This is a genomic window from Amycolatopsis sp. WAC 04169 (assembly GCF_003947535.1).
In the GTDB taxonomy this organism is placed as follows: Bacteria; Actinomycetota; Actinomycetes; order Mycobacteriales; family Pseudonocardiaceae; genus Amycolatopsis; species Amycolatopsis keratiniphila.
On record NZ_QHJI01000011.1, the window covers coordinates 30,858 to 45,998 of the forward strand.

General features: G+C 69.7%; 7 protein-coding genes. 2 read left to right on the forward strand and 5 right to left on the reverse strand.

The window, feature by feature from the left end:
* Window positions 1-178 precede the first annotated feature (178 nt).
* Window positions 179-1,561 carry an MFS transporter gene (locus tag DMC61_RS29650; protein WP_125693197.1) on the forward strand — a complete coding sequence of 461 codons (1,383 nt, stop codon included), beginning with the start codon at window positions 179-181 and terminating at the stop codon, window positions 1,559-1,561.
* 67 nt (window positions 1,562-1,628) lie between these two features.
* Here the strand turns inward: DMC61_RS29650 and DMC61_RS29655 are convergent, their stop codons facing one another.
* Window positions 1,629-5,921 carry a GH92 family glycosyl hydrolase gene (locus DMC61_RS29655; protein ID WP_125693199.1) on the reverse strand — a complete coding sequence of 1,431 codons (4,293 nt, stop codon included), beginning with the start codon at window positions 5,919-5,921 and terminating at the stop codon, window positions 1,629-1,631.
* A gap of 226 nt (window positions 5,922-6,147) precedes the next feature.
* Between DMC61_RS29655 and DMC61_RS29660 the strand changes: the two genes are divergently transcribed.
* A complete protein-coding gene (locus DMC61_RS29660; RefSeq protein WP_233595005.1) occupies window positions 6,148-7,791 on the forward strand; it encodes a tannase/feruloyl esterase family alpha/beta hydrolase in 1,644 nt (547 codons plus the stop codon).
* A gap of 73 nt (window positions 7,792-7,864) precedes the next feature.
* On the opposite strand, the gene DMC61_RS29665 is transcribed toward DMC61_RS29660, so the two are convergent.
* From DMC61_RS29665 to DMC61_RS29680, 4 genes are all read right to left on the reverse strand, one after another.
* The gene (locus tag DMC61_RS29665) at window positions 7,865-8,527 is read right to left on the reverse strand and encodes an ABC transporter ATP-binding protein (RefSeq protein WP_125693201.1); all 663 of its coding nucleotides are present in this window, start codon (window positions 8,525-8,527) and stop codon (window positions 7,865-7,867) included.
* Complete coding sequence (locus DMC61_RS29670; RefSeq protein ID WP_016334419.1) at window positions 8,527-9,219, reverse strand: ABC transporter ATP-binding protein; 693 nt, start codon at window positions 9,217-9,219, stop codon at window positions 8,527-8,529. Before DMC61_RS29670 ends, DMC61_RS29665 begins: the two co-directional genes overlap by 1 nt.
* Window positions 9,212-11,788 (reverse strand): FtsX-like permease family protein, encoded by a 2,577-nt coding sequence (locus DMC61_RS29675; protein ID WP_125693203.1) that lies wholly within the window; start codon window positions 11,786-11,788, stop codon window positions 9,212-9,214. Before DMC61_RS29675 ends, DMC61_RS29670 begins: the two co-directional genes overlap by 8 nt.
* Before the next feature lie 147 nt (window positions 11,789-11,935).
* A complete protein-coding gene (locus tag DMC61_RS29680) occupies window positions 11,936-15,124 on the reverse strand; it encodes a BTAD domain-containing putative transcriptional regulator (protein WP_125693205.1) in 3,189 nt (1,062 codons plus the stop codon).
* Between the last annotated feature and the right edge of the window lie 17 nt (window positions 15,125-15,141).

Sequence of the window (15,141 nt, forward strand, 5' to 3'; positions counted from 1 at the left end):
GTCCCTCAAGGAGGCCTTCACGGACTTCGGACAAGTAAGTGCGTCGGCCCTAACCGTCCGTAACGCTCACGAGTGCAGTAGGCTGGAGGCATCGGGGTAGAAACGTGCTCCTCGCCGAGCACGCGCATACGCGGTATCGAATGAACCGTCACTCCTTCTTTCCGAAGGAGTAGACCCCTTGCGTACCCCTGTTCTCGCCGAGAAGTGGCCCGCGCTGGCCGGGCTTTCGGCCGTGTTCCTGTTCGAGATGCTCGACAACTCGATCCTCAACGTCGCTCTCCCGACCATCGGCCGCGAACTCTCCGCCTCGACGACGACCCTGCAATGGGTCACCGGCGGGTATTCCGTCGTGTTCGGCGGCCTCATGCTCGCGTTCGGCGCGCTGGCCGACCGGGTGGGCAGGCGCAAGACCATGCTCACCGGTCTCGTCCTGCTCGGCATCGCGAGCCTGGCCACGATGTTCGTCACCGCCGCGTGGCAGCTCATCGCGGTCCGGGCGCTCATGGGTGTCGCGGCCGCGATGACGACGCCGGGTTCGCTCGCCCTCGCGTTCCGCCTGTTCGACGAAGACGTGCAGCGCGTCCGCGCGACCACGCTGATCTCAACGGTGGGCCTGATCGGGCTCGCCGTCGGCCCCACCGTCGGCGGGCTGGCACTCACCGTCGCGCCATGGCAGGCGCTGCTGCTGGTGAACGTGCCGGTCGCCGCGCTCGCGTTCCTCGGCATCCGGACCGGTATCCCTGCCGACGATCCCGCCGGCCTGCACCGCGAACCGATCGACGTCGCGGGAGCGGTCCTGGCGACCGCGACGATCGTCCTCGCCCTGCTCGCCCCTACGTTCTTCGTCGAAGCCGGCACCGCCTCGCCGCTGCCCTGGGGCTCCGCCGCGGCCGCCCTCGTCGCCGGAATCTGCTTCGTCCTCCGCGAGAAGACCGCCCGGCACCCGCTGCTCGATCTGGCCCTCCTCGCCAGGCCGCTCGTGTCCAGCGGTCTGGCGATGAAGGCCGCGGCCGGAGCGGCGACCGCCGGGCTGAGCTACCTCGTGACGCTGCACCTCCAGTTCGGTCTCGGCTGGGCGCCCGCCCAAGCGGCGCTCGGGATGCTGCCGCAGGTCGTCGTCCTCATCGCGGGCGGCGCCCTCATCACCCCGCTGATCACCCGCGTCGGTCTCACCAAGGCCGCTTGGCTCAGCGCCGCCGCCGTCGTGTGCGGACTCGCGGTCTACACCTTGTTCGGCGGGTTCGGTTACGTCTGGATCGCCGTCGCGCTCGCGCTGGTCGCGGCGGGGATGCGCGTGGTCGGCGTCGTCGCGGGCACCAACGTCATGCGGGGCCTGCCCGCGAACCGGACCACCATCGGAGCCGCGCTCGTCGACACCTCCGGCGAAGTCACCACCGGGATCGGGATCGCGCTGAGCGGCACCGTCCTCGCCCTCGCCTTCCCCGGAGCCCTGACCGCGGCCCTGCACTCGGCCGACTTCCTGACGGCGACCACCTACGCGGGTCTCGCTCTCACCGTGCTGTCCGCGGCACTGGTCGGGTTCGGCATCCTGCGCTCCTGAAGTACGTGAAGGCCCCCTTCACTGCGTTAGACGCAATGAAGGGGGCCTTCACGTACTTACCGGAGGACTACAACTTCGCGCACTGCCCGGCGGCCGGGCCGCGGACGGTGTTCTGCAGGTCGTAATCCGTCGGAGCGGGGGAGTTGGCCGCGCACGCCAGGGGGCCGCCGATCGTGCTGGAAGTCAGCACCGGTCCCTTGTTGCCCGTCAACGCCACCGGTCCGCCGATCTCGGTCAGCTCGATCGAGACCGTCCCGGTCGTCCCGGTGATCGCCACCGGGCCGCCCACCTTCGTCCGGTCCAGCACCACCTGCGCCGCACCGTTCGCGGTCACCGGACCGGAGATCGAGCCGCCGCGGACGATCAGGCTCGCACCCGCCGCGACCGACACCGGACCGGACACCGTCGCACCGTCCACACAGGTCACCCCGCTCTGCACGGTCAGCGGACCCTTGCGCTCGCCGGTGATCGTCTGAGCGCACGCCGCGTCGGGCTTGCCCAGCACCTCGAACTCCGAAAGCGACGCCTCGCCGCCCGTGGTCGCCGTGACCTCGAGCCGGTAGTAGGCGTAGTGCGCCGGGTTCGCGATCTTGAACGCCCTTGTCTGCTGCCGCCACGAGAACTTCTGATCGGTCCGCTGATCCGCGACCGCCCAGTTCTTCCCGTCGTAGGAGCCCTTCAGCACCCAGCTCTTCGCGTCGCCCGCGCCCTTGCCCGAAGTCAGCGTGTAGAACGAACCCGCCTCGTTCGTCGAGGGCACCTGGTACTGGATCGGCGCCGTGACCTTCGCCTCGGTCCGCGACGTGTTGTCTAAGAACGCCGCGTCCGCGCCGGAGACCGGCTTGGTCAGGTCGTGCACCGGCGTCGGCACCGCGTCGCCCTTGGTGATCGACTTCGGCGCGTCGTCCGGGCCGGTACCCCACGACGACGGGTTCGGACCCATGTCGAAGTCGAGCGTCCCGCCGTTCGCGATCGCCGAATGCGCCAGCGACGTCGAGGTCTGCGCCTTGCCGTTGACCTTCAGGCCCTGCACGTAGACGTTCTTCGCGCTGTTCTTCGGCGCGTTGACCACGATCTTCTTGCCACCCGGCAGGTTCACGGTCGCCTTGGTGAACAGTGGCGAGCCGATCGCGTAGTCCGAGCTGCCGACCTGCAGCGGGTAGAAGCCCAGCATGCCGAACAGCCACCAGGCCGACTGCTCGCCGTTGTCCTCGTCGCCGCCGTAGCCCTGGCCGAGTTCGCTGCCGACGTACAGCCTGGCCAGCGCCTCGCGGACCTTCGCCTGCGTCTTCGACGGCTGGCCCGCGTAGTCGTACATGTAGAGCGTGTGGTGCGCGGCCTGGTTCGAATGCGCGTACATGCCCATCCGAACGTCCCGGGCCTCGGTCATCTCGTGGATGACCCCGGGGTAGGTGCCGAATTTGAGCCCCTGCTCGGGTTTGGCGAAGAATTCGTCCAATTTGGACGCCAGCCCCGCCTTGCCGCCGAAGAGGTTCGCCAGGCCCTGTCCGTCCTGGGGGACCGAGAACCGCATGCCGTACGCGTTGGTCTCGGTGTAATCGATACCCCAGACCTCCGGGTCGAACTGCTCCTTGCTGCGGGTGAACTTGCCCGCCGCGTCACGGCCCTGGAAGAAGCCGACACTCGGGTCGAACACGTTCACGTACTGCGTGGCCCGCTCGGTGAAGTACCCGTAGTTGTCCAGGTACTCCTGTTTGCGCGGGTCGTTCGCCGGGGCCTCGTCGTAGAGCTTCTTCGACATGTTCGCGATGGCGTTGTCGTTGACGTAGCCCTCGATCGCCCAGGAGAACCCGTGGTCCGCGGTGTTCGGCGCGTACCCGAGGAACGTGCCCTCGTCGATGCCCTTGCGCCCGACCGCGCCGTTCGGCGGGGTCACGGTGGCGTTCTTGATCGCCGAGTCGTAGGCCGACTGGACGTCGAAACCCTTGACTCCCTTGAGATAGGCGTCCGCGAACGCGGCGTCCGAACTGGTTCCGGTCATCAGGTCCGCGTAGCCGGGGGAGGACCAGCGCGAGATCCAGCCGCCATCGCGGTACTGCTGCACGAAACCGTCGACGAGCTTGCCGGTGGTCTCCGGGCTGAGCAGCGAATACGCCGACCACACCGTGCGGTAGGTGTCCCAGAACCCGTTGTTGACGTAGAACTCGCCGTCGACCAGTTTCGCCCCGGTCTGGGTCGGGGTGTCCTGACCGGCCTTGGGCGACACCGGGCTCGCGTACTTCTTCACCGGCTTCTCCACCGTGCCGACGTTCTCGAAGCCCGAGTTCGGGTACAGGAACAGGCGGTAGAGGTTGGAGTACAGCGTGATCAGCTGGTCCTTCGAGGCGCCTTCGACCTCGACGACCTTCAGCTTCTGATCCCAGGCGTTCTGCGCGGCGTCGGCGACGGACTCGAGAGTCGCGTTCGGCGCGAGCTCCTGTTCCATGTTCTTCTTCGCCTGGTCCACGCTGATCAGCGAGGTCGCGATCCGCATGTTCACCGTCTTGTCGGCACCCGCGTCGAACTTCAGGTAGCCGAGGACGTTGTCCCGCTTCTGGTCACCGGAACCGGTGGACAGCTTCGAACCGGCGGTCACCGGCTTGTCGAAGGTGGCGTAGACGAACATCCGGGTCGCGCCGGCTGACAGCCCGCTCTTCACGTCGCTGTAGCCGGTGATCGCTCGGCCCGCCGGGTCGAGGGTGAGCCCGCCGTTGTTGTTGACGTTGTCGAAGATCAGGTTCGAGTCCGCTCCGGGGAACTTGAAGCGGTATAGCGCGGCGTGATCGGTCGGCGCGACCTCGGCCTTGATCCCGTTCTCGAAGTCGACGCCGTAGTAGTGCGCCCGTGCCGTCTCGTTGGAGTGCTTGAACGGCAGTTTCCGCGCTTCACGGTCCGGGTTCGGCACACCGCTCGCGGTCGAGGGCAGGAACTGGAAGGTCTGCCGGTCGGCCATCCACGGGCTCGGCGCGTGGCTCGCGGAGAACGCCTGCAGCGCCGGGAGGTTCTGCTCGTTGTTGCGCGAGTGGTAGGAGTACATCCAGCTCAACGTGCCCGCGTCGGTCGTCGGGATCCAGAAGTTGAACCCGTGCGGGACCGCGGTGGCGGGCATGTTGTTGCCGCGCGAGAACGAGCCGTTGGACAGCGAACCGCGCGTGGTGAGCACGTTGTCGGACGGGCGCAGGCTCGCCGGCGGCGTGGGCGTGGCGGAGACCTTGATGTCGTCCAGCCAGCCCTGCAGCGAACCAGGACCGTCGGCGTTGTCGTAGCCGACCAGGATCCGGTCGATCGTCTTGCCCTTCGCGACCACGCCGATCTGCGAGCGCACCAGGTTCCACTGGTTGGTGTAGAGCACCTTGCTCGCACCCTGGCCCTGCGGGGAAAGACCGAAACCGTACTGGTCGACCGCGCCGAGCTGGCTCAGGTACGTGCCATCGGTGAACGCCAGGTCCACCGCGACGTTCATGCTCGGGTACTTCAGGTCGCCGCGGATGAACTCCGGCTGGACCTTGTACGACAGCTCCGAGGTCGCCGCCACCGGGATGTCGACGTCGAAGATCTTGTTGTACGACCAGCCGTGCCCCTGCGCCTTGTGGCTGCCGGAGTAGCGGAACGCGCGCAGGCCGGTGAAGCCGACCCGGTTCTTGCTGGTGTAGCCGCTGCCAGGGCCGCTGTCGGTGAAGCTGCGCATGTTCGGCAGCGCTGGCGGCGCCGGGTCCTCGTTCGCCAGGAGCAGCTCCGAGAGCTGCATGATCGGGCCGCCGTTGTTCTTGGTGACGTCGAGCCGGAAGTACTTGTACGCGGCACTCGCGGCGGCGAGGCGGTACTCCTTCTTCTGGAAGGGCTCGCTGAACTTCTGCCCGGTCTGCTTGTCCAGATCGGTCCAGGACTTCCCGTCCGCGGACCCCTGGAGCGTCCAGTCCTGCGGGTTGCGGTTGTCGAAGTCGTTCGCCGAGGACAGCGCGTACCGGGTGATCGACGTCGGCTCGGACAGCGTGACCTGCGCCCAGCCGGTCGGGGTCCAGGCCAGCCACTTGGTGTCGGTCGAACCGTCGACCAGGTTCGCCACACCCTCGTTCGGGGTGTTCTCGCTGTTGGCGGAGACCTCGGTGACCTTGCCGCGGATGTCACCGGGGATGGTGGTGGCGTTCGCGCCGTCGACACCGAACGCCTTGGGCTTGCCGGACGGGTCGACGTCGACGGTGTCGCTCCACGTCGGCTCAGGCTCGCCTTGTTCGAACGACGAATAGAAATCCGGTGGGAGCTCTTCGGCCGAGGCGGTGGCCGGGAGGGCTACCAGCCCGGACGCCACCACCGTGGCACTCAGGAGGCCGCAGACCCAAGGTCTGACGCTTCGGGGCATCGTTGCACCAATGCTTTCTCGCGGGGGCATGCTGGGCGCCGCCCAGGCAGGGGGACCGGTGGCGCCAAGAGAGAAAAGCCCGGCTGTGACATCGATGTCAAGACACTCGGACAAACCTGGCCCGAACTGGACAACCCGGATGCCCGGAAACCTGGTGGACAACCGACGGGCCCGGGGCCAGGGTGAAGACACGACTGAAGCCGATCCGGGAAACTGGGGTGGGGACATGCGGCGGTTGTCCATGCTCGGCGTGGCAGCGCTCATCACGGCAGGCTCGATACTCACGGCACCGGCGGCCACCGCCGGCGAAACGACGTTCCGCCCGGTGCGCACCTGCGCCGACCTGGTGCGGACCTACGACGTACCCGGCGCGACCACACACGTCGAGACCGCGACCGTCGTACCGGCGACGGCGACCGAACCGGAGAACTGCGACGTCCGCGGCTACGTGGAGCCGGCGGTGCGGTTCCAGCTGCGGCTGCCGACCAAGACCTACGCCGGCCGGTACCTGCAGTTCGGCTGCGGCGGCTTCTGCGGAGTGGTCACCACGCCGCCGTTCGCCGACTGCGGTCTCCCGCACGGCGGCGACGTCGCCGTGGCGGCCACCGACGACGGGCACGTCGGCAAGACCCCCGCGATCGTCGACGACGGCAAATGGGCCGAGAACGACCAGTCCGCCCGCGACGACTTCGCGTTCCGTGCACCGCACGTGGTCTCGAAGGTGTCCAAACGGCTGATCACGGCGTTCTACGGCGCTCCGCCGAAGAAGTCGTACTTCAGCGGCTGCTCCGACGGCGGCCGCGAGGCGCTGCTGCTCGCGCAGCGCTATCCGCACGACTTCGACGGCATCATCGCGGGCGCACCGGCCGGATACTGGGGGCCGCTGCTCGGGGTGTACCAGACCTGGCTCGCCAAGGTGAACACCGGCGCCGACGGCAAGCCGATCCTGACCGCGGAGAAACTCCCGGCGTTGCACGCCGCCGCACTGTCCTCTTGCGACAAGTCCGACGGCCTCGGCGACGGCGCCATCGACGACCCGCGCACCTGCCGGTTCGACCCGGCCACGATCGCCTGCCCGCAGGGCACCGACAACGCCGGCTGCCTCACCCCGGCGCAGGTGGACGCCACGAAGAAGATCTACGCGCCGCCGACCGACGAACGCGGCCGCAAGCTGTACCCGGGCGGCCAGACCGTCGGCTCCGAACTGTCCTGGTACGGCTGGATCATCCCGTCGCCGGAAACCGGCGGCATCCCGTTCGCGCACGCGCTCGCCGACAACTACCTGAAGTACATGGCGTACCCGATCGGCACACCGCATTCGTCGGTCGAGAAGTTCGCCTTCACCGCCCGTGAATTCGACCGGCTGACCCCGGAAGGCGTCCGCTCCAACGCGATGTCGACGGATCTGCGCGAATTCCGTCGTGCGGGCGGGAAACTCGTGATCTGGCACGGCTGGGCGGATCAGGCGATCCCGGCCGCGGGCAGCATCGACTACTACGAGCGGCTCACTCGCGCCAACGGCGGCCCGGCCGCGACGCGGGACTGGGCGCGGCTGTTCATGGTGCCCGCGCTGTACCACTGCGCGACGGGCGACAAGCTGACCGAGTACGACCCGCTGAAGGAACTGGTCTCCTGGGTCGAGCGCGGTACCGCGCCGGACCGGACGATCGCCACCGGCCGCGACGCCGACGGCAAGGTCTTCCGTACGCGGCCGGTGTTCCCGTATCCGCTGCAGGCGAAGTACGACGGCACGGGAAGCGTCGACGACGCCGCGAACTTCGTGCCTGTCCCGCCTTCGCGGCCTTCGCACGATCTCGTGAACTGGGCGGGGAACGGGTTGTACGGCAAGGCGGGGCCGGTCGCTCCCTAGCCGCGCCAAATGTCATGAAAGGGTCGTTCAGGACGAAAAACGTCCTGAACGACCCTTTCATGACATCCGGAAGCTACGAAAGGACGCCGTCCAGCAGCCGTACCCGCCGGTCCGCGATCCGGTGCACCTCGTCGTCGTGCGTCGCCACGATCACCGCGGCACCCTCTTCGGCACAGCGCCGCAGCAGCCGCAGCACCCGCGGCGTGCTCCCGGCGTCCAGATGCGCCGTCGGTTCGTCGGTGAGCAGGACCCGGGGCCGCCCGCTGACCGCCCTCGCCAGGGCGACCCGCTGCTGCTGCCCGAACGAGACCTCGAGCGGGTAGCGGTCGCCGAGGTCGCCGATCCCGAGTTCCTCCAGCAGTTCCGCAACCCGCGCGTGGATGTCCTTCGCGCTGGGTTTGGGGACGTCGGACCGGAGCCGCAGCGGCAGCGCCACGTTCTCCGCGATCGTCAGCTCGTTCGCCAGGCCCAGCGCCTGCGGCAGGACGGCGCAGGTGTGCCAGGGCGGCGCGCCCGCTATCGGGACGCCGTCCAGGAGGACACTGCCGGAATCGGGCGAGTCGAAACCGCACAGGAGGGCCAGCAACGCGCTCTTGCCGGAGCCGGACCGGCCGGACACGGTGACCAGTTCACCCGCGGCCACCCGCAGTTCGAGCCCGCGCAGGACTTCGACGTCCCCGCTGGGATGGGGGAACCGGCGGCGTAACCCGACGGCCTCGAGGGCGGGTTCCGCCATCACGGCACGACCTCCCGTTCGTCGACCTTTTCCAGTCTGCCCTTGTGCATCCGCGCCACCCGGCTGCCGAGTTCGATGAGCCGGTCGTCGTGCGAGGCGACGATGACGGCGAAATCCTGACCCGCCAGGTATCTCAAGGTGTCGAGCACGCGGTCGGCCGAGGCTTCGTCCAATTGGGACGTCGGCTCGTCGGCGAGTACGACGGTCGAGCGGCGAGCGAGCGTGCAGCCGAACGCGAGACGCTGCTGCTGCCCGCCCGACAACGCGGAGATCCGCCAGTCGCCGGTGCCGCCGAGCCCCAGCTGATCGAGGATGTCGTCGGGAAGGCATTCGGTTCCGGCCGATTCCGCCGCCGCGCGGAGGTTGTCGGCGACGCTCAGATACCCGAGCAGGTTGTCGGTCGGGTTCTGGAACACCAGGCCGAGGTGGTGCCGCCGCAGTGCTCGCCGGTCACGATGCCGGAGCTTTCCGGTTTCGGTGCCCTGGAAGGAGATCGTGCCCCGCACGGGCTGCTCGAACAGGCCGAGCGTCCGCAGCAGGGTGGACTTCCCGGAGCCGGACGGCCCCGCCAGCACGGTGATCCCGCGTGCCGGGATGTCGATGGTGACGTCGTCGACGCCGGTCACGGTGCCCGCCGGCGTCTGGTAGTCGACGCCGATCCCGCGCAGCCGGAAGATCGGTTTCTCAGGCACGGATCAACTCCGCGGTCCGGGCGGTGCGCACCGAGCGCATCGCGATCCAGCCCGCCAGCGCCACGACGAGCACACCGACGGCGAGCACGGTCAGAGCGAGCGGGGTCGGGTCGGGCAGCGCCGACTGTGGCGGGAGGAACGTCGCCGGGTCGAAGCGCGGCACCGAAAGTCCCGCGACCGACACACCGCAGACGACGCCGATCACCACGGCGAGCCCGCTGAGCGCGCCCAGTTCCATCAGGTGACTCGCCAGCAGGGCACGCGGCCGCATCCCCATCCGCAGCACCAGGGCCCCGGCCAGCGCGTTCTGGCGGCGGCGGACTTCGACCGCGACCAGCAGCGACAGCACCGCCACCACCCCGAGCACGGCACCGAGCAGGGCCATGAACGAGAACGTCCACGACACCACGTAGAACGGGAGCGCGTCGAGCGCGGACTCGCGGGTCACACGGTTGACCGCCGTCATCACCCCCACGGACGCCAGCGCCTCGGTCACCTGCGTCATCGACGAGCTGGACAGCAGGCTCCACTTGGGAACCGTGCGGAGCTGCGCCTCGGTGAACGAATCCCGGGAGACCACGTACCCGGCCTTGGTGCCGATGATCGGGAACATCGGCAGCTCACCGACGGCCCTGGCTTCCCCGAGGCCGGCCGGCAGCGTGGCTTTCTGGGCGGGATCGTTCCCGATCCGGATCGCCGGGACACCGGCGCCGGGGCTCGACAGCTCGCCCAGCAGCCGGTCGACCTCGGCTCCGTCGAGCGGGCCGAACGTGGCCGCGTGCCGGAACGTCCGCGGATCCACGACCAGCACGACGTTGCCCGCACCGGTCAGTTCGCCGACGATCGCGGTGCTGTCGGTGATCGAGGCGGGCAGCCCGACCTTGCCGGTGCCGACCACGCTTTCGGTGTCGACCCTGGTCTCCGCCCCGACGAAGATGGCGGACTTCGTCTGCAGCGCCTCTTCCTGGCCACGCGCGATGCCGATCCCCGTGGCCAGCGTCCCGATGGCCAGCGTGCCGATCACGAGCACGCCGGTGACCGGGGCGCGGGCGCTGGCGAGCCGCCGGATGGCCAGCTGCAGCGCGGGCCGGGACCACAGCCGCGCGCGATGCGACGCGTGCAGCGCGAGCCAGGCCAGCCGGGCGGCGACGAGCCCGACGGTGAGCACGACGAACACCGGATACGTGAGCGCGAGCGGGTCGACCTGGGGGAGCGGGTTGCCGATCCGCGATCCCTTGCTGTAGTCGACGAGCCGGTTCCAGCCGAGCAGCGCGACACCGGCGGTGAGCAGCTCCCACGGGAAGAAGGCCAGGACCTTCACCTTCTTGCGCCGTCCGGAGCGGACCCGGCCGAGTTCGAACTCCCGGTGGGTGCGGACGGAGATCACGCCGGCGAGCAGCGCGAGCGAGACGAGCAGGATCGCGGCCGCGACGAGCGACCCCCACAGTGTCGCCCCGTCGTTCAGTTCACCCGGTGGTCCGTACACGCCGAGCAACAGCCGGGCCAGCACCGCGCCCGCCGCGCCGCCCGCGACGATCGGTAGCCCGAGCTCGGCCACCGCGAGCAGCCCGAGCGCTCCCGGACCGCTGCCGCGGGCGGAAAGCAGCCTGAGCTGCGGATGCCGCCGCTGGTACCACTGCAGGGCGACCGTGCCGATCCCGGCGCAGCCGACCAGGATGCTGATGGCCGCGAGCGGCAGGATCGAGATCAGGACGTTCGATTCCGCCTGGTTGCTGATCTCCACGGAACGCTCGAACGGCAGCGACCCGATGATCGCGTCGCCGAGGCCGCGCGAACCCAGGTCCGCCTTGACCGCGGCGATGAGCGCCTTCCCGCGTTCCTGGAGATCCTCGGCCTCGCCCACGGTCTTGGGCGGGGCGTCGTAGAACGACATGTGGAGCGTCTTGATCGTCGGGATGTTCAGCGCGCGGACCGTGTCGTCGAAGGTCTTGCCGTCGTTGGCGAACATGACCGAGTCGAGCGGGTCGTTGGCGAGCCTGCTGACGACGGCGTTCCGCTGTTGCGAGCACCACCAGCGCGGCGCGGGGTCGGGAAGGTCGCGATACAGCCCGGTCACCGGCGGGATCGAAGTGCCCTTGATGCTCGGGGTGGCGCCGACCTTGATGTTCTCCGCCCCGGCCACGACGGTGCCGAGCAGGAATCCGGCGCCTGTCGAGCCACCCGCCACATCGAGATGGCCCTGAATCGCCTGATCACGATGAGCGAGGACGACCTTGTAGTTGGGGTCGCCGTTGAACTCGGTGCCGAACAGGTACGGCGTGTAGCGGGAGGTGACCGGCGCGGGGAAACCGTGTGCCGGCGCGTTGCGGCGGACCGAGTCGATCACCTGCGGAGCGACCGCGGCGGGGACGTTGTCCTTGCTGAACACGGGCCCGTAGTAGTCCGGGCACACGATGTCGGACTGATACGTGACGGCCGCGCCGCCCGCGGCCGAAGCCTGCAGCACGGCGGCCGTGCCCAGGAAACACGCCAGCAAGGCGGTCACCGCGGCGATGATCAAAGTCAGCGGACTGGTCAGCGCCGCCTTCGGAGCCGCTCGCCACGCCATTGTCACCCTGGGCCCGCCGGGAGCCCCCCACCTCACCCGCATGGATACGCACGCTACCGGTCGAGGCGCCCGGGCGACAGAAAGAAATCACCGTTTGTTGCGGACGTGAAGTAAGGCATGGTCCATTGTGGTGATACGGGTGCCTGCCTACTGACTGTCCGTCACCAATTGATCGATCGGGGTGGTTTCACCTGCCTCGGCCGCCGCCGAGAATGCGGTTTCTCCGAGCGCCGCGACGACGACGCCGGTGATCCGGTCGACGTCGCCGCGTTCGGCCTTCGGCAGGGGAGCACCCACGGAGCGGCGGGAAGCCGCCGCCGCACCCAGCAGCCGTGCGGCCAGATGATGCGCGCCCGCCGCCGCTTCCGCGCCCGCGAGACCTTCGAGGCCGAGCGCGATCGCGCGCGGATCCTCGCTCTGGCGCGCGATCGCCAGGCCTTCGAGCTGGAGCCGTTTCGCCGCCGCCGCGTCCCCGCGCTGTTCGGCGATGAACCCGAGCTCGGCGAGGACCAGGGTGCTGCCCGCTTCGGACTCCACCCGGCGATGCCAGTCCAGTATGGACAGCAGGCGCCGCTCGGCCTCGTCGAACAGCCCTTCGCGCCGCGCGCCGAGCGCTAGCCCGGTTTCGGCGTAGACCTCGCCGGGTTTGAAGCCGTGTTCGACGGCCAGCGCCCTTGCCCGCTCGTGGAACTCCTTCGCTTCTTCGAAGTGGCCCGTGAGCAGCGCCGTCCGGCCCAGCCACGACAGTTTGTAGGTGACCTCCGGCCACAGTTCGAGTTCCTCCGCGCGGCGGAGGCTTTCCCGATGGACGCGGGCGGAGTGGTCGTAGTCCCCGGCGATCGAGGCCAGCATGCCGATGACGAACGACGCCTGCAGCCAGCCCCAGCGTTCGCCGAGTCCGTCGAAGATCGCGGCGCTCTGCGCGGCGATCCGGCCACCTCCGGTGAGGTCGCCGCCGGAGATCAGATGGGACGCCCGGTCACTCAGCGCCGCCGCGGCGCTCCAGTCGTCGCCGATGTCTCGGGCGGTTTCCAACGCGTCGAGCGTGAGCTTCTCCGCCCGGCACAGGTCGCCGACCGTCGACCACGCGTAGCCGAGGAACCACGACATCCGTGCCCGGACACCGGCGTCGGCGATGCCCCGCACGGTCTCTTCCACGGCGGCGTCCGTGCCGGTGCCGTCGAGCACGGCGATCCCGGTGCGCCAGCCCAGAGCCTGGGCGTACTCGTCGCCGTTGTCGATCTCCGTGGCGAGCACGAGGTCCAGCGAGCGCCGGGCCTCGGTGAGCCGCCCGCGCAGGAACCAGAACCAGGTCGTCGCGTTCACCAGCCGTGCCGCGAGCCGGTGTTCTCCTTGCCTCAACAGCGTTTCCAGCGCTCGCCGGGTGTTGGCGCCCTCGGCGTCCAGCCGGTCGAGCCAGCGGCGCTGCTCCCGGCCGCGCAACCCCGCGTCGCCGCGTTCGGCCAGCTCGACGTGGAAGCGGGCGTGCCGCAAGTACAGATCGTCGAGTTCGCCCGCTTGCCCGGCGTGGTCCAAGGCGTACGCCGAAACGGACTCCAGCAGCCTGAACCGTGGTTCGCCGGATCTGCCCGGCCTGCTGACCACTAGGGACCTGTCGACGAGCCGGGACAGCAGATCCAGGACGTCGCCGGCGGCGATCTCGCCGCCCGCGCAGACCGACTCGGCGGCGTCGAGCCCGCAACCCTCGGCGTGTACGGCGAGCCTGCGCAGCACGATCTGCTCGGGCTCGCTCAGGAGGCTCCAGCTCCAGTCGATCATCGCGCGGAGGGTCTGCTGGCGGCGCGGGCCGCCTCGTCTGCCCGAGGAGAGCAGGCCGAACCGGTCGTCCAGGCGGGCGAGGAGCTCGTGCACGCCCAGCGTCCGGACGCGGGTGGCGGCGAGTTCGAGTGCCAGTGGGATTCCGTCGAGGGTGCGGCAGATCCGGGCGACCACCGCGGCGTTCTCCGCGTCGAGCGCGAACCCCGGCGCGGCCGCCTCGGCACGGGCCGCGAACAGCCGGACCGCGCTCGACTCCCGCACGGCGGGGAAATCCGGATGCTCGGGCAGTTCGAGCGGCGGCACGGCCCAGACGTTCTCTCCGGGCAGCCCGAGCGGTTCCTGGCTGGTGGCGAGCACACGCAGCCGGGGCACCGCCGCGAGCAACCGTTCCACCATCGCCGCGACCGGCTCGACGACCTGCTCGCAGTTGTCCAGGACGAGCAGGATCTCCTTGTCCCGTAAGGCGGCGGCCATCGACTGGGTCAGTGTTCCGGTGGACGTCGCCTCCTCGCGAAGATCCAGCACGGCCGCGACGACCACGGCGACGAGGTCCTCGGGCGGGCAAGTCGGGCACTCGACGACGTCCAGACCGGCCAGCTCGACGAGCCAGGTGCCGTCGGCCATCGCGAGCTTCGACGCGGCCTCGATGGCCAGCCTCGTCTTGCCCACACCGCCGGGGCCGGTGAGGGTGACCAGCCGCGTGTCGGTGACGAGGGCCTCGACCTCCTTGACCGCGTTCGTGCGGCCGATCAGCTCGGTCAGCGCCTCTGGGAGGTTGCCGCGCACCGGCTCGGCCACGCGAGCCTGCTCCAGCTCCGGGCTGCGGGTGAGGATCGCCTGGTGCAGCGCCGCGAGGTCCGGGCCCGGTTCGAGCCCGGACTCGTCACGCAGGCGGGCGCGCAGCTCGGCATAGGTTTCGAGCGCCTCACTGTGCCGACCGGCCGCGTACAACGCGCGCATCAGCAGGCCGCGCAGCCGCTCTCGCAGCGGATTCCGCGAGACCAGACCGGCCAGCTCCCCGGTCAGGACGCCGTGTTCGCCGAGCGCCAGCCGGGCTTCGGCACGGTCTTCCTCGGCGAGCAGCCTTTCCTCCTCCAGCCGCTGGGCGGCGGCGACGGCGAAGAGTTCGTCCTCAAAGCCGGCATAGGCGGGCCCTCGCCACAAAGCCAGCGCGTCGGCCAGCAGCGCCGCACGGGCGCGCGGATCGACCGCGTCGCGAGCGCGGGCGGTGAGCGCGCGGAACCGATGAACGTCCAGGTCGCCGGGCTCCACGGCGAGGACGTAACCGGCCGGCTGGTGCGTCACGAGCTCCCTGGCGCCCGGCTCGGCCTTGTCCAGGGCGCGGCGCAACTGGGAGACCTTGGTCTGCAGGGTGTTGCCGGGATTGCCCGGTGGATGCTCGCCCCAGAGATCGTCGGTCAGCGACGACACCGACGCCGCCCTGCCCTCGCGGGACAGCAGCGCGGCGAGCAGGAGGCGGACCTTCGCCTCGGGCACGGCGACGGGCTCGCCCGCGGTCGTCCACGCGGCGAGCGGCCCAAGCACTCCGAAACGCACGGAACCGACGTTAGCGT

Coding starts and splice junctions, on each gene's coding strand:
- DMC61_RS29655 (WP_125693199.1), bottom strand. CDS start 5,921: ATGCCCCGAAGCGTCAGACCTTGGGTCTGCGGCCTCCTGAGTGCCACG.
- DMC61_RS29660 (WP_233595005.1), top strand. CDS start 6,148: ATGCGGCGGTTGTCCATGCTCGGCGTGGCAGCGCTCATCACGGCAGGC.
- DMC61_RS29665 (WP_125693201.1), bottom strand. CDS start 8,527: ATGGCGGAACCCGCCCTCGAGGCCGTCGGGTTACGCCGCCGGTTCCCC.
- DMC61_RS29675 (WP_125693203.1), bottom strand. CDS start 11,788: ATGGCGTGGCGAGCGGCTCCGAAGGCGGCGCTGACCAGTCCGCTGACT.